At 69.9% G+C, this 24,162-nt stretch carries 16 protein-coding genes, 1 pseudogene and 1 riboswitch; of the genes and pseudogenes, 8 read left to right on the top strand and 9 right to left on the bottom strand.

Translation table 11 applies throughout. From position 1 onward, the window contains the following. The first annotated feature begins 8 nt into the window (after positions 1-8). The 4 genes from ACFYWS_RS34515 to ACFYWS_RS34500 all read left to right on the top strand — a co-directional run bounded on the left by ACFYWS_RS34515 (position 9) and on the right by ACFYWS_RS34500 (position 4,888). Positions 9-1,784 carry an SDR family oxidoreductase gene (locus tag ACFYWS_RS34515; protein ID WP_389283142.1) on the top strand — a complete coding sequence of 592 codons (1,776 nt, stop codon included), beginning with the start codon at positions 9-11 and terminating at the stop codon, positions 1,782-1,784. Continuing rightward, the gene (locus tag ACFYWS_RS34510) at positions 1,781-2,767 is read left to right on the top strand and encodes a MerR family transcriptional regulator (RefSeq protein ID WP_389283001.1); all 987 of its coding nucleotides are present in this window, start codon (positions 1,781-1,783) and stop codon (positions 2,765-2,767) included. Before ACFYWS_RS34515 ends, ACFYWS_RS34510 begins: the two co-directional genes overlap by 4 nt. A gap of 169 nt (positions 2,768-2,936) precedes the next feature. Beyond that, a complete protein-coding gene (locus tag ACFYWS_RS34505) occupies positions 2,937-3,890 on the top strand; it encodes an LLM class flavin-dependent oxidoreductase (RefSeq protein WP_389282999.1) in 954 nt (317 codons plus the stop codon). Between the two features lie 89 nt (positions 3,891-3,979). Continuing rightward, complete coding sequence (locus tag ACFYWS_RS34500; RefSeq protein WP_389282997.1) at positions 3,980-4,888, top strand: HAD-IIB family hydrolase; 909 nt, start codon at positions 3,980-3,982, stop codon at positions 4,886-4,888. A 65-nt stretch (positions 4,889-4,953) separates the two neighbouring features. On the opposite strand, the pseudogene ACFYWS_RS34495 reads toward ACFYWS_RS34500, so the two are convergent. The 6 genes and pseudogenes from ACFYWS_RS34495 to hisC form a co-directional block, all read right to left on the bottom strand. Continuing rightward, a pseudogene (locus tag ACFYWS_RS34495) lies at positions 4,954-6,002 on the bottom strand (M23 family metallopeptidase). A 138-nt stretch (positions 6,003-6,140) separates the two neighbouring features. After that, positions 6,141-7,871 carry a GAF domain-containing protein gene (locus ACFYWS_RS34490; protein ID WP_389282995.1) on the bottom strand — a complete coding sequence of 577 codons (1,731 nt, stop codon included), beginning with the start codon at positions 7,869-7,871 and terminating at the stop codon, positions 6,141-6,143. Positions 7,872-7,943: 72 nt separating this feature from the next. Next, positions 7,944-11,444: a thiol reductant ABC exporter subunit CydD gene (gene cydD / locus ACFYWS_RS34485; protein ID WP_389282993.1), complete on the bottom strand. Its 3,501-nt coding sequence runs from the start codon at positions 11,442-11,444 to the stop codon at positions 7,944-7,946. Between the two features lie 55 nt (positions 11,445-11,499). Further along, positions 11,500-12,504 carry a cytochrome d ubiquinol oxidase subunit II gene (gene cydB, locus ACFYWS_RS34480; RefSeq protein ID WP_389282991.1) on the bottom strand — a complete coding sequence of 335 codons (1,005 nt, stop codon included), beginning with the start codon at positions 12,502-12,504 and terminating at the stop codon, positions 11,500-11,502. Positions 12,505-12,517: 13 nt separating this feature from the next. After that, positions 12,518-14,092, bottom strand: a complete 1,575-nt coding sequence (locus ACFYWS_RS34475; RefSeq protein ID WP_389282989.1) for a cytochrome ubiquinol oxidase subunit I — start codon at positions 14,090-14,092, stop codon at positions 12,518-12,520. Between the two features lie 203 nt (positions 14,093-14,295). After that, positions 14,296-15,375 carry a histidinol-phosphate transaminase gene (gene hisC / locus ACFYWS_RS34470; protein ID WP_389282987.1) on the bottom strand — a complete coding sequence of 360 codons (1,080 nt, stop codon included), beginning with the start codon at positions 15,373-15,375 and terminating at the stop codon, positions 14,296-14,298. 367 nt (positions 15,376-15,742) lie between these two features. On the opposite strand from hisC, the gene ACFYWS_RS34465 reads away from it, so the two are divergent. The 3 genes from ACFYWS_RS34465 (at position 15,743) to ACFYWS_RS34455 (ending at position 19,157) form a co-directional block, all read left to right on the top strand. Beyond that, a complete protein-coding gene (locus tag ACFYWS_RS34465) occupies positions 15,743-16,855 on the top strand; it encodes a LacI family DNA-binding transcriptional regulator (protein WP_389282985.1) in 1,113 nt (370 codons plus the stop codon). A 219-nt stretch (positions 16,856-17,074) separates the two neighbouring features. After that, positions 17,075-18,151: a metallophosphoesterase gene (locus ACFYWS_RS34460; RefSeq protein WP_389282983.1), complete on the top strand. Its 1,077-nt coding sequence runs from the start codon at positions 17,075-17,077 to the stop codon at positions 18,149-18,151. Positions 18,152-18,332: 181 nt separating this feature from the next. Next, positions 18,333-19,157: a hypothetical protein gene (locus tag ACFYWS_RS34455; RefSeq protein WP_389282981.1), complete on the top strand. Its 825-nt coding sequence runs from the start codon at positions 18,333-18,335 to the stop codon at positions 19,155-19,157. Positions 19,158-19,228: 71 nt separating this feature from the next. On the opposite strand, the gene thiC is transcribed toward ACFYWS_RS34455, so the two are convergent. Continuing rightward, a complete protein-coding gene (thiC, locus tag ACFYWS_RS34450) occupies positions 19,229-21,004 on the bottom strand; it encodes a phosphomethylpyrimidine synthase ThiC (RefSeq protein WP_389282979.1) in 1,776 nt (591 codons plus the stop codon). Then, a riboswitch (TPP riboswitch) is annotated at positions 20,997-21,168 on the bottom strand. Its footprint overlaps the gene before it by 8 nt. 71 nt (positions 21,169-21,239) lie before the next feature. Here thiC and ACFYWS_RS34445 point away from each other — a divergent pair. Then, positions 21,240-22,577: a YibE/F family protein gene (locus ACFYWS_RS34445; RefSeq protein ID WP_389282978.1), complete on the top strand. Its 1,338-nt coding sequence runs from the start codon at positions 21,240-21,242 to the stop codon at positions 22,575-22,577. 115 nt (positions 22,578-22,692) lie between these two features. Here the strand turns inward: ACFYWS_RS34445 and ACFYWS_RS34440 are convergent, their stop codons facing one another. Together ACFYWS_RS34440 and ACFYWS_RS34435 are read right to left on the bottom strand one after the other, a co-directional pair. Next, a complete protein-coding gene (locus ACFYWS_RS34440; RefSeq protein ID WP_385758954.1) occupies positions 22,693-23,157 on the bottom strand; it encodes an SsgA family sporulation/cell division regulator in 465 nt (154 codons plus the stop codon). Between the two features lie 100 nt (positions 23,158-23,257). Continuing rightward, the gene (locus tag ACFYWS_RS34435; RefSeq protein ID WP_389282976.1) at positions 23,258-24,034 is read right to left on the bottom strand and encodes an IclR family transcriptional regulator; all 777 of its coding nucleotides are present in this window, start codon (positions 24,032-24,034) and stop codon (positions 23,258-23,260) included. Between the last annotated feature and the right edge of the window lie 128 nt (positions 24,035-24,162).

The following is a 24,162-nucleotide window of genomic DNA, read 5'->3' as shown; positions in this document are numbered from 1 at the left end:
CGGACCTGATGAAGATCGAAGGCGCGCGTGAGCGCCGGGTGCGCACGGGCGGTATCGACCTGTGCGTCGTCGAGCTGGGCGAACCCGGGCCCGAGCGGCCGACGGTGGTGCTCGTGCACGGCTACCCGGACTCCAAGGAGGTGTGGTCGGAGGTCGCCGCGCGCCTCGCGGACCACTTCCACATAGTGCTCTACGACGTACGCGGACACGGTAGGTCGACGGCCCCGCAGCCGCTGCGCGGCGGCTTCACCCTGGAGAAGCTGACCGACGACTTCCTGGCGGTCGTCGACGCGGTGAGCCCGGACCGGCCCGTGCACCTCGTGGGGCACGACTGGGGTTCGGTGCAGTCGTGGGAGTTCACCACGGTCAAGCGCACACAGGGCCGCATCGCGTCCTTCACGTCGATGTCCGGCCCGTCCCTCGACCACTTCGGGCACTGGATCAAGCAGCGCGTGAAGAAGCCCACGCCCGCCAAGGTGGGCCAGCTGCTCGGCCAGGGCGCCAAGTCCTGGTACGTCTACATGCTGCACACACCCGTGCTGCCCGAGCTCGCCTGGCGCGGTCCGCTCGGCAAGCGCTGGCCGAAGATCCTGGAGCGCGTCGAGCGGGTCCCGGCCGACGACTACCCGACGTCGTCACTGCCCTCGGACGCCGCCCGCGGGGCCTGGCTCTACCGGGACAACATCCGGTCGCGGCTGCGCCACCCGCGCGAGGACGCGTACGCGCACGCGCCCGTGCAGCTCATCACGCCGCTCGGGGACGCCTTCCTGTCGCCGAAGCTGTACGACCAGCTGGAGCTGTGGGCGCCCCAGTTGACGCGCCGCGTGCTGCCCGCCAAGCACTGGGTTCCGCGCACCCGCCCCGATCAACTCAGCTCCTGGATCACCGAGTTCGTCACCGCTCACGAGGGGCAGGAGGCGGGCGTGCCCGCGCAGCGCCCGGTGGCCGACGGCAAGCACGCGGACCGGTTCGCCGGCCAGCTGGTCCTGGTGACCGGCGCGGGCAGCGGCATCGGCCGGGCCACCGCGTTCGCCTTCGCGGAGGCCGGCGCGCGCGTGGTCGCCGTCGACCGGGACGCCGAGAGCGCCGCGCGGACCGCCGAGCTGGCCCAGCTCATAGGCGCCCCCGAGGCGTGGGGCGAGACCGTGGACGTCGCCGACGAGCAGGCCATGGAGAAGCTCGCCGAGAAGGTCGCCGCCGAGTACGGCGTGGTCGACGTCCTGGTGAACAACGCGGGGATCGGCCTGTCCGGCTCCTTCCTCGACACCACCACGGAGGACTGGAAGAAGGTCCTCGACGTCAATCTGTGGGGCGTCATCCACGGCTGCCGCCTGTTCGGCAAGCAGATGGCCGAGCGCGGGCAGGGCGGCCACATCGTGAACACCGCGTCCGCGGCGGCGTACCAGCCCTCGAAGGCGCTCCCCGCGTACTCGACCTCCAAGGCCGCCGTCCTCATGCTCAGCGAGTGCCTGCGCGCCGAGCTGGCCGGGCAGGGCATCGGGGTCTCCGCGATCTGCCCCGGTCTGGTGAACACGAACATCACGGCGACGGCCCGCTTCGCCGGGGTGGACGCCGAGGAGGAGCGGCGCCTCCAGAAGAAGTCCTCGCGCCTGTACGGCCTGCGCAACTACCCGCCGGAGAAGGTCGCCGCGGCGATCCTGGGCGCCGTCGTGCACAACAAGGCGGTCGTCCCGGTCACCCCGGAGGCCCGCGGCGCCCACCTCATGTCCCGCTTCACGCCCAAGGCCCTGCGGGCGGTCGCACGGATGGAGCCACCCCTGTGAGCACCGACGCACCGGCGCCGAGGCCACGGGACGGGGCGGCGCGGTCGACTGCCGAGTACCGGATCGAGGACCTGGCGCACCACAGCGGTGCCACGGTCCGCACGATCCGCGCCTACCAGGACCGTGGCCTGCTGCCGCGGCCGGAGCGCCGCGGGCGGGCCAATGTGTACGCGGACACGCATCTGTCCAGGCTGCGCCAGATCGCCGACCTGCTGGACCGCGGCTACACCCTGGCGTCCATCAAGGAGCTGCTGGAGGCCTGGGACGCGGGGCGCGGCCTGGGCGGCGTGCTCGGCCTGGTCGCGGAGGTGGACGGCCCGTGGACGGACGAGCGGGCGGGGCGCATCACGCGCGCGGAGCTGGACGGAAGGTTCGGCGGCGAACCGGACGAGGCCGCCGTGCGGGACGCGCTCGAACTCGGCGTGCTGGAGCGCGTGCCCGGGAAGGACGACGAGTTCCTCGTGCCGAGCCCTCAAGAGCTCGCGGTCGCGGTCGAGTTGCACGCGGCGGGCGTTCCGCTGTCCGCGATTGCCGGTCATCTACGGGAGTTGAGGGGGCAGGTCGAACATATAGCGGCGCGTTTCCTGGAGTTCACCACCGAGCATGTCTTCGCGCGCTATCTCGGCCCGCAGCCGCCGACGGACGCGGAAGCGGCCGAGGCGGCCTCGCTCGTGCGGCGGCTTCGGCCGCTCGCGCAGCAGTCCGTGGATGCCGAACTCGCCCGGGCTATGCGGACGTTCGCGACCCGTCACCTCCATCGTCACCTCGCCGAGGGGCCGGTGGCCGAAGTGGTGGACGAGCCGCAATCCGTCCCCATACCTGCGCAGACAATGCGGGCTGTACGCAGGCTTGTTGGCGCGGAGCACGTCTCGACGTTCATCGCGGCAGCGGCTGAACGCGAAGTACAGACAAGGACATTGGACGCATTGGCATCAAATACCAGCAATACGCCCACTGTTGACCAAAAGCCCTTTCCTGCTTGAGAGTTGTTCACAGAATCGCCAACTGGCCTGTGGATAACTGAACTTGGCTGTGGATCAAACACGCGGGCCAAAATTTCTGGATCGAATCCGGGAGAGTTCCGGGAGTTCCGGAAGAGCTCCGAGAGCGCTCCGGGCGAGATGTGAGGTAAATCCGCATACGCTCACAGACATGAACGAGAACGCTCCCGCTACATCGCCCTGCCCGCTGCGCCTGAGCACCGTGATCCTGCCTCACCGCCGCTGGCGCGAGGGCGCCCGCGAGACCTGGCTGCGCGCGGAGGAGCTGGGCTTCCACACCGCGTACACGTACGACCACCTGTCCTGGCGCGTGCCGTTCCGGGACGGGCCGTGGTTCGGGGCGGTCCCGACGCTGACGGCCGCGGCCACCGCAACCGAGCGGATCCGCCTGGGCACCCTCGTGACCTCGCCGAACTTCCGGCACCCCGTCACACTCGCCAAGGAACTGCTCTCGCTCGACGACATCTCCGGTGGCCGGATCACGCTCGGCGTCGGCGCGGGCGGCACGGGCTTCGACGCGAGCGCCCTCGCGCACAGCGGGCAGAAGCCGTGGACCCCACGAGAGCGCGCCGACCGTTTCGCGGAGTTCGTCCCGCTGCTCGACCGGCTGCTCACCGAGGACACGGTCTCGTACGACGGGACCTTCTACTCGGCGGGCGGCGATGTCGGCGCACAGAACATTCCTGGCTGCGTGCAGCGCCCCCGGCTGCCGTTCGCGGTGGCCGCGACGGGTCCGCGCGGCCTGAAGCTCGCCGCGCGGCACGGGCAGGCCTGGGTGACCACCGGCGACCCGAAGCTGTACGAGACGGGCACCCCGGAGGAGTCGATTCAGGCCATTCGCGGGCAGGTCTCGAAGCTGGCCGCCGCGTGCGAGGCCATCGGCCGCGACGCGAACGAACCGGACAAGATCCTGCTCACCGGATTCACCCCGGACCGCGGCCGCCCCCTCACCTCCGTCGACGCCTTCGTGGACTTCGCGGGCAGGCACCGGGAGCTGGGCTTCACCGAGCTCGTCCTGCACTGGCCGATCCCCGACACCGGGTTCGCGGCCGACCAGAAGACCTTCGAAGCAATCGCCACGGAGGCCCTGGCCCAACTCGACTGAATCGGACTCCGTCACGCCGGGACCCGGGCGGGGCGCATGAGCCAGGCGCGTACTCATCTGTGCGCCCCGCAGCACGCCCGTGCGCGCATATGCGCGACCATGGGTCGGTGACCTCACCGACTCCCGGGCCCCGGACTCCGGCCCCCTCCGCCCCCACGCCCCGGCTGATCGCCACCGACCTCGACGGAACGTTGCTGCACGACGACAAGACCGTTTCGCCGCGTACGGTCGCCGCGCTCGCCGCCGCGGAGGAGGCCGGCATCGAGGTCTTTTTCGTGACGGGACGCCCGGCCCGCTGGATGGATGTCGTCAGTGACCATGTGCACGGCCACGGCCTGGCGATCTGCGGGAACGGCGCCGCCGTCGTGGACCTGCACGGCGGCGCGGGCGAGCACCGCTTCGTCAAGATCCGCGAGCTGACGGTCCCGGACGCGCTCGACGTCGTCCGCATCCTGCGTGCGACCGCCCCCGGCACCACCTTCGCCGTCGAGCGCACCGGCGGCCTGCACCACGAGCCGACGTACCCGCCGCTGCACCTGGACCCCGGGGAGACCGTCGCCCCCGCGGAGAAGCTGCTGGCCGCGGACTTCGAGGACGCGTCCGTCGCGGACCAGCCGGTGCTCAAGCTCCTCGCGTACCACCCCGAGCTCGACCCCGACGCGTTCCTCGCCCTGGCCCGCGCGGGTGTGGGCGACCGGGCGGCCATCACCCGGTCGAGTCCGAGCGCGCTCCTGGAGATCAGCGGCCCCGGCGTCTCCAAGGCGAGCACGCTCGCCATGTGCTGCGCGGAGCGCGGCATCGCGCCCACCGAGGTGGTCGCCGTCGGGGACATGCCCAACGACATGGAGATGCTCGCCTGGGCGGGCACGTCCTACGCGATGGGGAACGCGCACCCCGAGGTCCTGGCCTCGGCGACCGGCCGTACGGCGACCAACAACGAGGACGGCGTGGCCCGCGTCATCGAGGACATCCTGGCCGCGCACGCCCCCGCCAGGTAGCTCCACCAGGCCAGGTAGCCCCACCGGGCCAAGTAGCCCCACCGGACCAGGTGGCTGCACGACGCCTACAGCTTCACGTGGCGCTCGGTGAACCACTTCACCGGGTCCACCCCGGACCCCAGATACGGCGTGAGCCGCACCTCGAAGTGGAGGTGCGGCCCCGTCGAGTTGCCGGTGGTGCCAGACTGGCCGACCCACTGCCCCGCGCGGAGCTTCTGCCCTTGGTCGACGGTGACCGCGGCGAGGTGCGCGTACTGCGTGTAGTAGCCGCCCGGATGCCGCACGACGACCTCGATGCCGAAGGCGCCGCCGCAGGACACGCTCACGACGCGGCCCGCGCCCACCGACCGCACCGGGGTGCCGATGTCGACAGCGAAGTCCTGCCCGGTGTGCCGGTGCGACCAGCGCTCACCCGCACTGTCGAAGCCCGCGGACAGCTCGTACTTCTTCACAGGAGGCAGCCACGCGCGCGTGGTTGGGTTTTTCGGCTCCTTGAGGCGTACGGCGCCCCGGCACTTCCCCGCGGCGACCGATGCGTCGGCCTGTCCTTGGAGTTGCCAGCGCGCCGCTTCGAGCTTGCTCTCGATGCTCTTCTTAAGGATGACGAGCCGTGCGTTGCGCTTCTTTAGGGAGCGCCACGCGTGCGCCGCCCTGCGCTGTCCGTCCGCGAGCCTCCGCTCGGCGCGCCTGCTCTGTCGACAGCGTTGTTGAGAGCCAGATCGGCTTGCCAGACCGCCCGTTGACCGCGCATCAGCTTCTCGGGGTCCCCGGCCAGCAGCATCTGCGCCTCGACGGGGATGTCGCCACCGCTGCGGTACTGGGCGCGGGCGATCCGCCCGAGGTCGTCGTGGAGCACGGCGATCTGCCGCCGCTCCCGCACGAGCAGCCGCTCCATCGTCCGTGCCTCCGCCTTCTGTACGGATGCGGCTCTACGGCCCGCTTCGTAGCGCTGCGTCGCCGTGGACGCGTCCTCGAAGAGGCGCGCGACGTCCGCACTCGCCTCGGGGCCCTCCGCGCCCTGGGAGACCGTGGTCGGGCCACCGAGGGCGACGAGGGCGCACAGCAGCACCGGGAGGACGAGCGATGTGCTGGTGCGGCGGGGTCCATGACGCATGCATCGGATCGTCGACCGCCGCACGCCGGGCTTCCTGTGGGGCTGGTACGGCCGAGGGAACGGGTGCCCCGTACGGCGCAGGAACGTACCGCCAAACCGGGGCGGGCGGCGCCGTCATCGGACGGACGCGGCCGGCCCTCAGTGAGGCGCCTGCCACACCACCGTCGTGCCGTCCCCGTCGAGCCCCGGCCCGTGCCAACTGGCGCCGCCGAGCGATTCGGCCCGCTTCTGGAGGTTCTTCAGTCCGCTGCGCCGGCCCCCCTCCCTGATGCCCACACCGTCGTCCGCGACTGTCAGACGGACGCCCTGCCGCCCGTCGGGCAGGAGCACCGTGGCGTCCACGACGACATCGATGCGGTCGGCCTCCGCGTGCCGGAACGCGTTCGAGAGGGCCTCGCGCAGCGCCGCGATGAGGTGCTTGCCGGTGAGCTCGCCGACGACCGTGTCGACGGGGCCGAGGAAGCGGTGCGAGGGCTTGAACCCGAGCGGCACGGCAGCCATGTTGATCTCGCGGAGCACCTTGGTGCGCAGGCCCGACGGCGCCTCGGTCGGCCCTTGCTGGAGCGCGAAGATCGCGGTGCGGATCTCCTGGATCGTGGTGTCGAGCTCGTCGACCGCCTTGCCGACGCCGGTCTGCACCTCGGGCACCACGGAGCGGCGCTGGGCGGTCTCCAGCATCATCCCGGTGGCGAAGAGGCGCTGGATGACGAGGTCGTGCAGATCGCGCGCGATCCGGTCGCGGTCCTCCAGGACGGCGAGGCGCTCCCGGTCGCGCTGCGCGTCGGCCGAGACCAGGGCGAGCGCGGCCTGGGAGGCGAACTGGGTGGCCAGGGTGCGCTCCGCCTCGGTGAAAGGACGCCCTCCACGCGCGCGGGTCATCACCAACGTCCCCAGGACCCGCCCGCCGCTCTGGAGGGGCAGCATCATGGACGGCCCGTACTCCTTCGCGAGGCCGGTCAGCATGCGGGGGTCGGTGGCCGCGTCGTCGACGAACACGGCCCGGCCTTCGAGGAGTTCGGAGATGACCTCGCTCTCCGGCGGCACGATCGCGCCAAGCGCGGTGGAGGGCCCGTCCGAGTCGACGGCGACGATCTCCATGCCGCCCTCCTCCGCGGGCAGCATCACTATGCCGGCCGCCGAGTCCGAGAGGTTCCGGGACTGTTCGGCGACCACCTGGAGCGCGTCGTCGGCGTCGCCGCCCGAGAGGAGCGCGGTGGTCACCGCCACCGAGCCGTCGATCCACCGCTCGCGCTGCTTGGCCGCCTCGTAGAGACGCGCGTTGCCGATGGCGATGCCCGCCTCCGTGGCGAGCACCCGGACCATGCTCAGGTCGTCGTCGTTGAACTCGCCTCCGCCGTGCTTCTCCGTGAGGTAGAGGTTTCCGAAGATCTCGCCCTGTACGCGGATGGGGAGGCCGAGAAACGTGTGCATCGGCGGATGGTTCGCGGGAAAGCCGCAGGAGCGCGGGTCGTCCGCGAGGTTCGCGAGGCGCACTGCCACCGGGTCGTGGATGAGCGCGCCGAGCAGCCCCCTGTGCCCGTCGGGCAGCCGCCCGATGAGCCGCGCGGTCTCCTCGTCGACTCCGGAGTAAACGAAGTCCGAGAGTCCTTCGCCGTCCTCGGCGATGACGCCGATCGCGGCGTACTTGGCGTCGGTCAGTTCGGCGGCCGTCTCGCAGATCCGGTCGAGCGTGGTGTGCAGTTCGAGGCCTGTGCCCACGGAACGCATCGCTTCCAGGAGCTGCGGCAGCCGTGCGGTCAGCTCGGCCGACAGCCCGTGAAGGCTGCGTGTCGCCTGAGTCGCCGCCTCCAGGGAAGCCGCGGCGGGCTCGTCGGGAGGCGGGGCGCCGGAGTCCGTGGGTGCTGCCATGCTGCGAGCCTAATTAGTGCCGATTGGCGAGGAAAGTCGGGATGCTGGCGGGCGGCTGCCCGAGGCAGGACCTCAGCTCCCCGCGCAGGCCAGCGCCTCCGCCGCGCCCTCCTGACGCCGAAGCTCCCGGAGCGGCCCGTCGACCGCGACAAGGTCGGCGTACGGACCGCGCTGGGCGACCCGGCCTCCGTCGAGCACGAGCACCTCGTCCACGGCCTCCAGACCCGCGAGCCGGTGCGTGATCAGCACTGTCGTCCGCCCCCGCGTGGCGTCCAGAAGATCCGCCGTGAGTGCGTCCGCAGTCTCCAGGTCGAGGTGTTCGGCGGGCTCGTCGAGCACGAGGACGGGGAAGTCGGCGAGCAGCGCGCGGGCGAGCGCGAGCCGCTGCCGCTGGCCACCCGAGAGACGCGCCGCGTGCTCACCCACCAGGGTGTCGAGCCCGTCCGGCAGCGCCTGCGCCCACTCGCGCAGCCGTACGCGGCCGAGCACCGCCCACAGCTCGTCCTCGGTGGCGTCCTTCTTGGCGAGCAGCAGGTTCTCGCGGAGGCTGCTGTCGAAGAGGTGCGCGTCCTGGGCGCACAGCCCGACGAGGCGCCGGACCGCGTCGCCGTCGAGGTCCGACGCGTCGACCCCGGCGAGCGTGTACGTCCCGGCGTCCGCGTCGAGGAAGCGCAGCAACACCTGGGCGAGGGTCGTCTTTCCCGAACCCGACGGGCCGACGACGGCGACGCGACGGCCGCGCTCCAGCGTCAGATCGAGGCCGGCGAGCGCGTCCCGCTCCTGGCCCTCGTAGCGGGCGGTGAGGCCGCGCACGGCGAGCGGGAAGGGGTCCTGCGGCGCCTGTGCGGGCCGCTCGGGCTCCCGTACGGGTTCCGGCGCGTCCAGGACCTCGTGGACCCGCTCAGCGCTCTTGTGGACGCGCTGGCGGTGCTGCACGGCGAGCGGCAGGCCGAGCACCGCCTCGAACGCGGCGAGCGGCGTCAGGACGACGACCGCGAGCGACACCCCGTGGAGCTGGCCCGTGCGCACACCCTGGATTCCGACGAGTGCGGCGGCCGCCACGGTCAGGCCGGTGATCAGCGCGGTGAGCCCGTCTCCGAGCGCGGTCGCGGTGGCGGCGCGCGAGGCGATCCGCGTCAGCACGGAGTCAGCTTCCGCGGCCTCCTTCGTACGTCGCGGCAGCGCGCCCGAGACCGTCAGTTCGGCGGTACCGGTGAGCAGTTCGGCGGCCTTCGTGGCGAGCACCCCGCGCGCGGGGGCCAGCCTCCGCTCCGCGCGCCGGGACACCGCGCCCGACAGCAGCGGCACCCCGACCCCGGCGAGCAGCAGCCCCACGGCGAGCACGACGCCCGCGGCAGGCAGCAGCCACGCGGTGAACGCCACCGACCCCACGCCCACGAGCGCGGCGGCCGACGCGGGCAGCAGCCAGCGCAGCCAGTAGTCCTGCAGGGCGTCCACATCGGCGACGAGCCGGGAGAGCAGGTCGCCGCGCCGCGTCGTGCGCAGCCCCGCCGGGGCGAGCCGCTCCAGGCGCCGGTACACGGCGACCCGGGTGTCGGCCAGCATCCGCAGCACCGCGTCGTGCGACACGAGCCGCTCCAGGTACCGGAAGATCGCCCGCCCGATGCCGAACGCGCGCGTGGCCGTCACCGCGACCATCAGGTAGAGCACCGGCGGCATCTGCGAAGCCCGCGAGATCAGCCACCCGGACGTCGTCATCAGGCCGACCGCGCTGCCGAGCGCGAGCGCACCGAGCAGCAGGGCGAGGACGAGCCGCGAGCGGCGCGGCCTGGCGGCGGCGCGCAGCCGTGCGAGCGCATGGCGCCGGTCCGCCGATACGTCTGCGCGCACCTCCACCGGGGCGGCGTCGACGGCATCGGCGAAGGCTCGCGCGGACGGGCTCCCTTGCGCGGCGCCACGCGCCTGCGCCGGCACCGCGCCGGGCGCCTCGATCCGTACGACCCGGTCCGCTACGGCGAGCAGCGCGGGACGGTGCACGACGAGCAGCACGGTCCGCCCCACGGCGAGCCTGCGCACCGCGTCGACGATGCCCGCCTCGGTCCCGCCGTCGAGCGCGGCCGTGGGCTCGTCGAGCAACACGACCGGCCGGTCCGCGAGGAACGCCCGCGCCAGCGCGAGCCGCTGCCGCTGCCCGGCGGAGAGCCCGGCGCCGTCCTCCCCGAGCACACTCGCCATGCCCTCGGGCAACGCCTCGACGAACTCCAGGGCCCCCGCCTCCCGCAGCGCGGCGAGCACCGCGGCGTCATCGGCCTCGGGCCGCGCGAGCCGTACGTTGTCCGCGATCGACCCGGCGTACAGCTGTGGCCGCTGCGGAACCCACGCCACGCGCGCGTGCCACGCCTCACGCCGTACCTCGGCGAGGTCGACACCGCCGACGGAAATCCGCCCACCACAAGGGCGTACAAAACCCAATAGGGCACTGACCAGCGTCGACTTGCCCGCCCCGCTCGGCCCTACGAGGGCCACGGTCTCGCCCTCGGCGACCTTGAAGGAGACATCGGAGACGGCCTCCGAAGACCGCCCTTCGTAGCGAACAGAAACGCTTTCAAACCCGATTCCGCCGGCCGAGGGGACGTCCCGCGTACCGGCCTCGGGCAGCGGCGACTCCAGGACCGCGAAGATCTCCTCCGCCGCGGCGAGCCCCTCGGCCGCCGCGTGGTACTGCGCGCCCACCTGCCGCAGCGGCAGATACGCCTCGGGCGCGAGCACCAGAATCACGAGCCCGATGTACAGATCCATCTCGCCGTGCACGAGCCGCATGCCGATGGTCACGGCGACGAGCGCGACCGACAGCGTGGCCAGCAGCTCCAGCGCGAACGACGAGAGGAAGGCGATCCGCAGGGTGCGCATCGTCGCCTTGCGGTACTCGCCGGTGATCTTGCGGATGGACTCGGCCTGCGCCTTGGCGCGACCGAACACCTTCAGGGTCGGCAGGCCCGCGACGACGTCCAGGAAGTGTCCCGAAAGCCGGGAGAGCAGCCGCCACTGACGGTCCATCCGGGACTGGGTCGCCCAGCCGATCAGCATCATGAAGATCGGGATGAGGGGCAGCGTGCCGGCGATGATCGCCGCCGACACCCAGTCCTCGGTGACGACGCGGGCGAGCACCGCCACCGGGACCACCACCGCGAGCCCCAACTGCGGCAGATAGCGGGAGAAGTAGTCGTCGAGGGCGTCCACGCCGCGCGTCGCGAGCGCCACGAGGGACCCGGTGCGCTGCCCGCTCAACCACCCCGGGCCGAGCCGCGCGGCCCGCTCCAACAGCCGCCTGCGCAGCTCCGACTTGACCGCCGCGCTCGCCCGGTGCGCGGCCAGCTCGGTCAGCCAGGCCACGAGCCCGCGTCCGGCCGCGACCGCCGCCAACAGCAGCAGCGGCGTCCGCAGTTCGGCCACGTCGAGGCCGTGCTGGAACGCGCCCACCACGACCTCGGCGATGAGCATCGCCTGCGCGATGACCAGTCCCGCCCCGGCGGCGCCCAGGGCCACCACCGCGATCAGGAAGAGGCGAGAGGCCCGGCCGTACCGGAACAGACGCTGGTCGATCGGTTTCACGTGAAACACACCCTCACGTAGACGAACGTAGGCGAACGCAGACGGGCGAAAGCGCTCAGTGCGCCTCGGCAGGCATGTGGTTCGTGCCGAGCCGCTTGCGGAACACCCAGTAGGTCCAGGCCTGGTAGAGCAGGACCAGCGGCGTCATGATCCCGGCGACCCAGGTCATCACCTTCAGCGTGTACGGACCCGAGGACGTGTTGTCGATCGTCAGGTTCCACGCCTCATTGAGCGAGGACGGCATGACGTTCGGCACCAGGGACAGGAAGATCACCGCCACCACCGCCGCGATCGCGATCCCGTTGAAGCTGAAGGCCCAGCCCTCGCGCCCCCTGGCGTTCATCACGAGCGTCCCGAGCAGCCCGACGACCGCCACGGCGAACGCCACCGCGGTCCACACCGTTCCGCGCTCGACCTGGATCCAGGCGAGGAACCCGCCACCCAGCAGCACGGTGGCGACCCCCGCCTTCGTCGCGAGCGCACGCGCCCGCACCCGGATGTCCCCCACCGTCTTCAGTGCGGTGAACACGGCCCCGTGCAGCGTGCACACGGCGGTGAAGGCGAGGCCGCCGAGCAGTCCCCACCAGGTCAGCAGGTCGCTGAACGAACCGGCGAAGTCCTGCTGGGAGTTGATCGGCACACCGTGCACCATGTCGGCGAACATCACACCCCACAGGAACGGCAGCAGCAGCGAGCTGCCGAAGAGCACCAGCTCCCAGTTGCGCTGCCAGCTCTCCTCCGTCCGCTTGTGCCGGTACTCGAAGGACAGCACACGCACGATCAGCAGCAGCAACGCGAGCACGAGCAGCATGTAGAAGGCGCTGAAGAACGTCGCGTACCAAACAGGGAACGCGGCGAACATCGCGCCGGCCGCCGTGAGCAGCCAGACCTCGTTGCCGTCCCACACCGGCCCGATGATGTTGATCAGCACGCGCCGCTCGGTCCGGTCGCGCGCCAGCAGCCGCGTCAGGATGCCCACCCCGAAGTCGAAGCCTTCGAGGAAGAAGTAGCCGGTCCACAGAACGGCGATCAGAAGGAACCAGAAGTCGTTGAGGCCCATGGCGTTTCTCCTCTCAGTACGCGAAGGTCAGTGGCTTGTCGGCATCGTCGTCATCGGAGTCGTCCCCCCAGGGCCCACGCAGCTTCGGATCCTTGGTCGGCGGTTCCTCGTCCGTGTCGGGCCCCTTGACGGCGTACTTCTTCATCAGCCGGACGTTGATCCAGAACAGCACCGCGTACAGCAGGGTCAGCGCGCTCAGAGAGATCGCCATCTCGGTCTGGCTGACTCCGGGGGATACCGAGTCCGCGGTCTTGAACAGCCCGAAGACGGCCCAGGGCTGACGGCCCATCTCGGTGAAGATCCAGCCGATGGAGTTGGCGATGAAGGGGAAGATCAGCGAGGCCATGCCGACCCGCCAGCCCCACTTCGTGACGGTCGGGCCGAGTTCCTTTTTGTTGGTGAGCATCAGCTTGGGGATTTCGTCCTCGCCCCTTCGATGCTCGGGCAACAGCCATCGCTTCTTCCGGGTCAGCCAGAATCCGGCGCCCGCGGCGACGGCAGCGGTGAGCCCGATACCGATCATCAGGCGGAAGCCCCAGAAGGTGATGAAGATGTTGGGGATGTAGTCGTTGGGGGAGCCGCCGTACTTGTCGGCCTCGGCCTTGGCGGTCTCGTGGATGCCCGGGACGCAGCTGGTGAAGTTGTCGTCGGCCAGGAAGGACAGCAGGCCGGGAAGCTCTATCTCGACGGAGTTGTGGCCCTTGTTCACGTTGCCGACGGCGAAGATGGAGAACGGTGCGGGGCATTCGGTGTCCCACAGCGCCTCGGCCGCCGCCATCTTCATCGGCTGCTGCTTGAACATCACCTTGGCCAGCTGGTCGCCGGAGAGGGCGACCAGGACGCCCGCGATCATCGCGGTGACCAGTCCGATCCGCAGCGAGCTGCGCAGCGTGATGGTCCGCTTGCGGTCGACCTGCTCGCCGGCCTCCTTCTGCTTCTTGATCTTCCAGAGCAGGAAGCTGGAGACGCCGATCATGAACGCTCCGCCGGTCAGGAAGGCGGAGGAGATGGTGTGCGCGAACTGGACGACCGCGGTGTTCTGGAAGAGGACGTGCCAGATGTCGTTGAGACGGGCCACGCCGGTCTTGCCGTCGATCTCGTAGCCGACCGGGTGCTGCATCCAGGAGTTCGCCGCCAGGATGAAGTAGGCGGAGGCCAGCGTGCCGATCGACACCATCCACATGCAGGCGCAGTGGATCTTCTTCGGCAGCTTGTCCCAGCCGAAGATCCACAGCCCGATGAAGGTGGACTCGAAGAAGAAGGCGATCAGCGCCTCCATCGCGAGCGGAGCGCCGAAGACGTCACCGACGAACTTCGAGTAGTCCGACCAGTTCATGCCGAACTGGAACTCCTGCACGAGCCCGGTCGCGACACCGATCGCGATATTGATCAGGAAAAGCTTCCCCCAGAACTTCGTGGCGTGGAAGTACTTCTCCTTGCCCGTGCGCACCCACGCCGTCTCGAGGCCCGCCGTGAGCGCGGCCAGAGAGATCGTCAGCGGCACGAACAGGAAGTGGTAGACGGTGGTGATGCCGAACTGCCATCGCGCCAGGGTCTCCGGCGCGAGGGCGACCGTTGTCGGGTCCACTGCGTCTTCTCCTTACATCGCCGTAGTCACAGCGGCAGTTTGCCCCTTTAATCCCACAAATCCCGGGAGGAACCAGGACACGCTTGTGAACGCGTTCACATTCACAAGCATTATGTCGTACTGGTTGTCGGCATACGAGAGGGGGTCCCCCTTTACTTCGGGAGACCCCCTGCGGCTACGGTGCGCGGCCAACCCGCGGCGCCCTACAGCTCCTTGCGGAACTCCTCGGCCGCCTTCAGGAAGATGTCGTTGGCCTCGGTCTCCGCGATCGTGGTGCGCACACCCTCACCCGCGAACGGCCGTACGACCACGCCCGCCCGCTCACAGGCCGCCGCGAAGTCCATCGTCTTCTCCCCCAGGCGCAGCCACACGAAGTTGGCCTGCGTCTCGGGCACCGTCCAGCCCTGCGCCCGCAGCCCCTCGACGACCCGCGTGCGCTCGGTCACCAGCGAGCCGACCCGGCCGAGCAGCTCGTCCTCCGCGCGCAGCGAGGCGACCGCCGCGTCCTGTGCGAGCTGGCTCACACCGAACGGCACCGCCGTCTTGCGCAGCGCCGCGGCGACCGGCTCGTGCGCGATGGCGAAGCCCACACGGAGCCCCGCGAGCCCGTACGCCTTCGAGAAGGTCCGCAGCACCGCCACGTTCGGCCGGTCCCGGTAGATCTCGACGCCGTCCGGCACCTCGGTGTCGCGGATGAACTCGCGGTACGCCTCGTCGAGGACCACCAGCACATCGGAGGGCACCCGGTCGAGGAACCGTTCCAGCTCGGCCCGGCGGATGGCATTGCCCGTGGGGTTGTTGGGGTTGCAGACGAAGATGAGGCGCGTGCGATCGGTGATCGCGTCGACCATGGCGTCGAGGTCGTGGTCCTCGCTCGGCGTGAGCGGCACCTGCACCGACTTCGCACCGCTGATCTGCGTGATGATCGGGTACGCCTCGAAGGACCGCCACGGGTAGATGACCTCGTCACCCGGTCCCGAGGTCGCCTGGAGCAGCTGCTGCGCGACGCCGACCGAGCCGGTCCCCGTGGCCAGATGCGTGACGGGCACACCGAAACGGTCGGACAGCTCGTTCATCAGGCCGGTGCACGCCATGTCCGGGTAGCGGTTGAAGGTCCCGGCGGCCGCGATCGCCTGCTCCATCACCCCGGGCAGCGGAGGATACGGGTTCTCGTTGGAGGACAGCTTGTACGCCACCGGCCCCCCAGCAGCGGCCGGCTTGCCGGGCTTGTAGGCAGGGATCCCCGCCAGCTCCGCACGCAGCTTGGGGTTGATCTCGCTCACCGCAGTCCTCCTTGTGGGCACCGTTCCAATACTGCTCACCTTAAGAGGATTCGCCGCGCTCCCCAATGGCCCGGGTCCCGACCCCTCCCCGAGGCGTGCGGAGAGGGGGGAGCGCTCCCCGTCCTGACGCGCGCCGGTGGCTCGCGCCGTGGCGCGCATCACCCGTGAAGGTGAGTTGAGACCTACTCGCAACATCGCCGACTTGGCAGGCCCATGCGTGACGACAAGCGAAGTGCCATAGCCCAACCCCTCAACTCCCTTTAATTTCAAGGTTGATGATGGGTAATCACCTTGCAGAAACGTGCCTGTCAACGCCTGCATATGCGCCCCCACCATGCAGCCGAATGAGCCCTACTATCGGCTCGCCATGACAGCAGCAGGGAAGCACCAGGTGAGCCGGGCAGAGACGACCCGCAGGGGCACCCGGCCGAGCCGGGCAGGCATCAGAGATGTTGCCGCAGCCGCCGGGGTCTCGATCACGACTGTGTCCGATGCGCTCAACGGTAAGGGCAGGCTCCCGGACGCCACCCGAAGCCATGTACGCGAGGTCGCCGAGCGGTTGGGCTATCGCCCATCCGCCGCCGCTCGCACGCTCCGTACCGGGAAATCGGGCCTCATCGGCCTGACCGTGACGACGTACGGGGATGAACCTTTCACCTTCACAGAATTCGCGTACTTCGCCGAGATGGCCCGCGCCGCCACCTCCGCCGCGCTCGCCCGCGGGTACGCCCTCGTCATCCTGCCCGCCACCTCACGCCACGACGTGTGGTCGAACGTCGCACTCGACGGCACCGTCGTCATCGACCCCTCCGACCACGATCCGGTCGTCACCGAGCTGGTCCGCCAGGGCCTGCCTGTCGTCTCCGACGGACGTCCCGCGGGCACCCTGCCCGTGACCGCCTGGGTCGACAACGACCACGAGGCCGCCGTGCTCGGCATCCTCGACCACCTCGCCGAGTCCGGCGCCCGCCGCATCGGCCTGCTGACCGGCACCACCACCGACACGTACACACACCTCTCCACCTCGGCGTACCTGCGCTGGTGCGAGCGGATCGGACAGGAACCGGTCTACGAGTCGTACCCCGCGCACGACCCGTGCGCGGGCGCCGTCGCAGCCGACCGGCTGCTCGCCCGGCCCGACCGCCCCGACGCGGTCTACGGCCTCTTCGATCCCAACGGCACCGATCTGCTCGCCGCCGCGCGCCGCTACGGGCTGCGCGTCCCGGAGGATCTCCTGCTGGTGTGCTGCAGCGAGTCGACGGTCTATGCGAACACGGAACCGCCCATCACCACCCTCTCCCTCAAACCGCGGCGGATCGGGACGTCCGTCGTGCAGCTTCTCATCGACGCCATCGAAGGCGTCGAGTCCGACCAGCCGGTCGAGCAGGTGATGCCGACCGAACTCATCGTGCGGACCTCGTCCCAGCGGCGCCCGCACCGCACCACGGTCAACCCTCCCCGCTCGCCGGGAAAGGGCTGACCGCCCCGGTCCGCCCCCTCCATCGACTTCTGCGAAGAGAAAAGTCCACACCAATTCGGGAGAAATGCACGGCGATCAGCCGCCCGTCACCGATTCACCACCCCTGGTGCATCACACAGCGCGAGCCGCATTCCTATGATGGGCGCACGACACCGCGGGCCGCTGCGACCAGGCAGTCCGATACGGTGCACAGGCGGCGCAATGGTGGTGGAGGGGTCGATGACTCAGGGGGCCGGTCTGGGATCCGCAGCGGGCACGGGGACGCTGCGCGACTTCCGTGTTCCCGCGTACGTCCATGACGTACCGGCGAACGTGCAGCCGACGGACCCCGACGTACCCCCGCCCGGCGCAGGGAATCCCGAGGATCTCTCCGACGGTTACACGCCGACCGAGCGCGATCTGCCGGTCATCAACCAGGGCGACACCGTCCAGGTCGAGGCGGCGCAGCCCGCGCCCACGGGGGACGAGGGCCTCGGCCCGCTGTACGTCGTCGGCGATGTGCACGGCTACCTCGACGAGCTGCTGGCCGCGCTCCGCGAGCAGGGCCTGATCGACGCGGAGGGCAACTGGGCGGCGGGCACCGCGCGCCTGTGGTTCCTCGGCGACTTCACCGATCGCGGGCCGGACGGGATCGGCGTCATCGACCTCGTCATGCGGCTGTCCGCGGAGGCGGCGGCCGCGGGCGGCTACTGCAAGGCGCTCATGGGCAACCACGAGCTGCTGCTGCTCGGCGCGAAGCGGTTCGGCGACACGCCCGTGAACTCCGGGGCGGGCACCGCCACGTTCCAGGCGGCCTGGTTGCTCAACGGCGGGCAGAAGGCCGACATGGACCGCCTCCAGGACGTACATCTGCAGTGGATGTCCCGGCTCGACGCGATCGAGATCGAGGACGACCACCTGCTCACGCACTCGGACACCACCGCGTATCTCGACTACGGCGACTCCATCGAGGCCGTCAACGACACGGTGCGCGAGACCCTCACGCGCAATGACGCGGACGAGTGCTGGGACCTGTTCCGCAAGTTCACCAAGCGGTTCGCGTTCAAGGACGAGGAGTCGGGACCTGGCGCCGTGCGGCAGCTACTCGACGTCTTCGGCGGCTCGCGCATCGTGCACGGCCACAGCCCGATCCCGTACCTGCTCGGCGAGGTCGGTGGCGAGGACGGGGACAGCGAGGACGGCAGGCCCCCCGTCGAGGGCCCGCATGTGTACGCGAACGGCCTGGCCATCGCCATGGACGGCGGCGTGACCATGGCCGGAAAACTGCTTGTCCAGCAACTCCCCATGGATATCTGACACTTCGCGGGGCAGACGCGAAAGCGGAGGATCCGACTGGCCACGGGCCAATTTCCGGAAACCCCCTGTCACCGCGTGCCGTGACAGCTCTACCATCGGCTTATCCGTAGCAGGCTCCCCTCCGTTTCTGCCCGACGGCTCGCACCCATGCGGGCCACCAAGCCCTACGGAGCATCGGGGGATGCACATGAACAGCGCTCCGCATTTGCTGAACGAGGACCGTCCCGAGTTCGAGCGGCTCCTCGATGACGCGCTGCGTACCGCACCGAATCGGCCTGAACTCGCCGCAGTGGGCCGGCGGCTCAACCCCGAACAGCTGCGCACCATGGCGCTCGGCGCCGCCGCACTGATCAACACGGCGGCAGCCGACGAGTACCAGCGCTACGTCAAGGTCCGCGAGGAACTGCGCTCCACGCCGCGGCTCCTGCGTCCGCTACGCGAAGGAGGCAACTCCAGCGGGGAGAGCACGGGACCGGGCGTCGCCGCGGTCGCCGTCGTGCTCGCCCCGGTCCTGGCCGGGACCGCAGCCGTGATCTTCCTGATCGTCGGCTACGTCCTGAACATGCTCAACCCGGTACCGGCCTTCGCCGGAACGCTGCTCACCTTCGGCTGGGTCTTCGGCGCGATCACCGCGGCGAGCATTCTCGTCGCGGCCGTCTGCCTGCTGCTCGCGGCGCTGCGCAATGGATCGACGTCGCTCCAGGCGAGCGCGCACGGCGAGGCGAGCGAGGAAGTGAAGCAGGCCAGGGAGGCCTGGCGCGTCGCGCTCCTGGACCGGGGCATCCTGCCGTTCCTGCGGGACGCCCTGGCGGATCCCTCGGCGGGCGGCGGCTCGCACCTCGGGGGCCGCGGAGGCTCCGGCGGGCGCATGCCGCAACTCGGTTACAACAGGCCGGGGTTCAGCAGTCCCGACGGCGGTGGCACCGCCACGGGCCAGCGCGCCGGCTATTCGAGCCCGGACTTCTCCAGCCCGGACTTCGGCGGCCCGGACCACCAGCCGGACTGACCCTCCGGCGGCCACCGGGCCGTGCCCGACGACGAGGCCCCTCGTGCACGAGGGGCCCCACCGTCATGCCGTCAGTCGGCGATCGGCAGATACACGCGGTTGCCGGCCCGCGCGAACTCCTTGGACTTCTGCTCCATGCCCTCCTCGATCTCCGAGGACGTGCTGCCGTGTTCGCGCCGGATGTCCTGCGAGATCTTCATCGAGCAGAACTTCGGCCCGCACATCGAGCAGAAGTGCGCCGTCTTCGCGGGCTCCGCCGGCAGCGTCTCGTCGTGGAACTCCCGCGCCGTGTCCGGGTCGAGGGCCAGGTTGAACTGGTCCTCCCAGCGGAACTCGAAGCGGGCGTCGGAGAGCGCGTCGTCCCAGGCCTGCGCGTCCGGGTGGCCCTTGGCGAGGTCCGCCGCATGCGCCGCGATCTTGTACGTGATGACGCCGGTCTTCACGTCGTCGCGGTTGGGCAGCCCCAGGTGCTCCTTCGGCGTGACGTAGCAGAGCATCGCCGTGCCCCACCAGGCGATCATCGCGGCCCCGATGCCGGAGGTGATGTGGTCGTACGCCGGGGCGATGTCGGTGGTCAGCGGGCCGAGCGTGTAGAACGGCGCCTCCTCGCAGATCTCCTGCTGGAGGTCGATGTTCTCCTTGATCTTGTGCATCGGGACATGGCCCGGGCCCTCGATCATCGTCTGCACATTATGGCGCTTGGCGATGGAGTTCAGCTCGCCGAGCGTCCTCAGCTCCGCGAACTGGGCCTCGTCGTTGGCGTCCGCGATGCAGCCGGGGCGCAGGCCGTCGCCGAGCGAGTACGTGACGTCGTACGCCGCGAGGATCTCGCAGAGCTCCTCGAAGTGCTCGTAGAGGAAGCTCTCCTTGTGGTGCGCGAGGCACCACGCGGCCATGATCGAGCCGCCGCGGGAGACGATGCCGGTCTTGCGGTCGGCGGTCATCGGGACGAACGGGAGGCGGACGCCCGCGTGGACCGTCATGTAGTCCACGCCCTGCTCGGCCTGCTCGATGACCGTGTCCTTGTAGACCTCCCAGGTCAGTTCCTCTGCCTTGCCGTCGACCTTTTCGAGTGCGTGGTAGAGCGGCACGGTGCCGATCGGGACAGGGGAGTTGCGCAGCACCCATTCGCGCGTGGTGTGGATATTGCGGCCGGTGGAGAGGTCCATGACCGTGTCGGCGCCCCACTTGGTCGCCCAGGTCATCTTGTCCACCTCCTCCTCGATGGAGCTCGTCACGGCCGAGTTGCCGATATTGGCGTTGACCTTCACCAGGAAACGCTTGCCGATGATCATCGGCTCGATCTCCGGGTGGTTGACGTTCGCGGGCAGCACGGCCCGGCCCGCCGCGATCTCCTCGCGCACGACCTCCGGCGCGACGTTCTCCCGGATGGCCACGTACTCCATCTCCGGGGTGATCTCCCCCCGGCGCGCGTACGCGAGTTGGGTCACGGCCTGCCCGTCCCGGCCGCGGCGCGGCTGGCGCGGGCGGCCGGGGAAGACCGCGTCGAGGTTGCGCAGCCCGCCGCGCGGCGACGTGTGCTTGATGCCGTCGTCCTCAGGGCGGGCGGGGCGGCCCGCGTACTCCTCCGTGTCGCCGCGGGCGATGATCCAGTTCTCCCGCAGCGGCGCGAGTCCGCGGCGGACATCGGTGTCGACGGTCGGGTCGGTGTACGGACCTGAGGTGTCGTACAGCGTCACCGACTGCCCATTGGTGAGATGCACTTGACGGACCGGCACCTGGAGGTCGGGGCGCGAGCCCCTGATGTACCCCTTGTGCCAGCCGATGGACCGGCCGGCCTCCTCGGTCGAGCTGGAGGCAGGCGTGTGCGCGTCCGTTGTGGTCATGAGACCTACTCCCTACGCCGGCATTACCCGGTAACAGGTTCAGCGGTCGACGCAGCGATATCCGTCCCCTGGTCACGCAGTTCCACGCTGTTTCACGTGAAACGCGCTGGGACGAAGGTCAGCGCCCTCTCAGCCCGGTGCTCCGAGCTCCCGCGATGGCAAAAGCGGCTCCACGCTAACGTGACGTACGCCGCGTTGACCAGAGGGCCCCCTCCGTTCTTGCGATGATCGGGCGGTGACCACCAGCCAGCAGCCTCCAGCTCCGCCGTCTCACCCCCCGCATGGGCACTCCCACAGCCATGGCCCAGCGGCGCCTGTCTCGCGGCACCTGCGCAAAGTGATCGCGGCCGTCCTGATCCCGTTCTCGGTCGCGGTCGTCGTGGGCCTCGCGGTGCTCTGGCCGGGCGGCGCACCGCCGCACGAGCGCAGCGGTGTCGGTTTCGACCGGCAGACGCAACAGGCCACGGTGACCCAGGTCGAGCAGGTCGACTGTTCGTCCGTGCACGCCCAGGGGCAGAGCCCGACCGGGGACCCCACGGCGCAACAGGGCACCACGGGCGAGCAGAAGACCGGTGGCACCTGCGAGAACGCGACGATCCGGATCGACAGCGGCAAGGACAAGGGCCGTACGTTCACCGAGGTCGTCCAGCCGGATTCACCGCGGCAGTTGCACGAGGGCCAGAAGGTGATCGCCGCCTACGCGCCGGACGCACCGAAGGACCTGCAGTACTCGGTCACCGATGTGAACCGCAAGGTTCCGATGGTGCTGCTGGCCGGAATCTTCGCCCTGGCCGTGGTCGTGGTCGGCCGGATGCGCGGCGTCATGGCACTGGTCGCTCTCGCGATCAGCTTCATGGTGCTGACGTTCTTCATCCTGCCCGCGATTCTTCAGGGGTCGAACCCCCTGGTCGTCGCGGTGGTCGGGGCCAGCGCGATCATGTTGATCGCGCTCTACATGTGTCACGGCCTGACGGCCAGAACCTCCGTCGCCGTGCTCGGCACCCTCGTCTCCCTGCTGCTGATCGGCCTGTTGGGCTCGCTGTTCATCGGCTGGGCGGCCCTGACGGGCAACACCGACGACAACACGGGTCTTATCCACGGCCTGTACCCGGACATCGACATGAGCGGTCTGCTGCTCGCCGGCGTCATCATCGGCTCGCTCGGTGTGCTCGACGACGTGACGGTCACGCAGACCTCTGCCGTGTGGGAGCTGCACGAGGCGAACCCGACGCTGGGCCGGCGTGCCCTGTACCGGGCGGCCATCCGCATCGGCCGCGACCACATCGCATCCGTCGTCAACACGCTCGTCCTGGCCTACGCGGGCGCCGCGCTGCCGCTGCTGCTGCTCTTCTCGATCGCGCAGAGCAGCGTCGCCGACGTGGCCAACAGCGAGCTGGTGGCCGAGGAGATCGTGCGTACGCTGGTCGGCTCGATCGGCCTCGTCGCCTCGGTGCCGGTGACCACCGCGCTGGCCGCGCTCGTGGTCTCCGCCGACCGCCCGGAGACGCGGGAGCCCGCTAAGGCCGCCCCCGCTCCTGGACGCGGTGGCGGAGGCCGGCGGCGTAAACGCTGAAAGGCGCGGAACTGCTCGGGTGCACCGCGCTGCTGAAGCGTTACGTCTGGTCCGGTGTCGTACAGGCCATCTGGTGGCGCGTGAGCCGTCTGCTGTCGTGCGAGCCGATGGGGAATCAGCCCGCGCTCTGTTCCTCGGCGAGGATCCGGTCGAGAGCCTCGTCGAGGTCGGACTCGAAGTCCGCGCCCGTCTCCTCCTGTCCCAGCGGGACGAGTTTGTCCGTCCGGTCGAGGAACGCGACGAGCGGTGCGACCCCGGCTCGGAACAGGGCCTGGTCCGCCCCGACCTGGAGCCTGATGTGCACCTCTCCCGGCATCTCACCGACGGCGCCGCCGACCCGCTCCACCGGTGTGACCTGTACATCCCCTTCGCCACTGGCCCCGTTGACCCCGTCAACGAGGAGCTCCCGGCCGAACGCCCAGGTCACGGGCGCGTCTCCGGGAAGATGGAAGGTCAGCCGCACGGCGTACGGATCGGTGGACTCGTACCGGAGCTCCACCGGAATGCGGAACGAGAGCTCCTCGGAGACGAGGAAGCTCATCATGACCTCTGCTTGAACTGCTTGTACCGACTCGCGCATCGCCTACCCCGTCAACTTGCCGTCGATTGGCCAGGAATTACCTGCCTGACACTGCTGGCATCTTGCTCAACGTACACACAGGATCACAAGGAGTGAGTTTTCAAATGCTGATAGAGAAGGCGAGTGTTCCTACCAGCTTGCCGATCTCGTGCTGCAACCGACGGGCTGTGGGCAGCAGTTTCTCCGCCTGATGGGAAGGGAGAGAAATGGCCAAAGTTGCCGCGGCCGACCCGATCGTCAGGGGGAACGCGGCGCAGGCCGCGCCCAGCGCGTACTCCTGATGCTCGACGACCGGTTCCATGCGGCCCACCCGGTCCAGTTTCCGAAGCAGCGCGCGGTCGTCGCGGACCGAATACGGAGTGATGGACTGCGCGGGATAGCGGTCGAGGTGGTCCTTGCGGGCCGCCTCGTCGAGCTGGGAGAGCAGACACTGGCCGATGGCATGGGCGTGGCCGGTCTCACGGAAGTCGGCCCACTCCTCGACGGCCGGATTGGCCGGGGTGTCGGCGACGGCGACGAGCTCGATCTCGCCGTCTCGGTAGACCGCGAAGTAGACCGGGACGCCGATGGTGTCGCGCCAGTGCCGCAGCGCATCGGTGATCATGCTGCGACGATTCTGCTGTGCGCCGCTGCTGCTCAAACGCTCGGTGGCGTCACCGAAAACGAAGACGCCGTTCTCCCGGCGGAGATATCCCTCATGAGCCAGCGTGCGCAGCAGGTGGTACGCGGTGGGAAGGGCGAGGCCGGCTTCCCGCGCGAGCTGCTTGGCCGGCGCCCCGTCGTCATGGGAAGCGACCGCCTCAAGCAGTCGCATGGCCCTCTGTACGGAGCCGATGAGTGTCTGCGGGGCGGCGGGCGCGGTATCGACCGTGGCCAAGGTTCACTCCCGATGCGCGTGGGGGACCCCCGCGTATTCGAGGCTCGCAGGGGGCTAAAGCCATCGAATTCCGGACTCTAACCCTTGGCCACCGATTGGCGCCTGCCGCGCAAGGAAACTTCCCCCGG

Origin of the sequence: Streptomyces sp. NPDC002795 (assembly GCF_042888725.1) — a bacterium.
Taxonomy (GTDB): domain Bacteria; phylum Actinomycetota; class Actinomycetes; order Streptomycetales; family Streptomycetaceae; genus Streptomyces.
The sequence above is the reverse complement of the archived record's forward strand: the minus strand, read 5'-3'. Positions and strand labels throughout refer to the sequence as shown.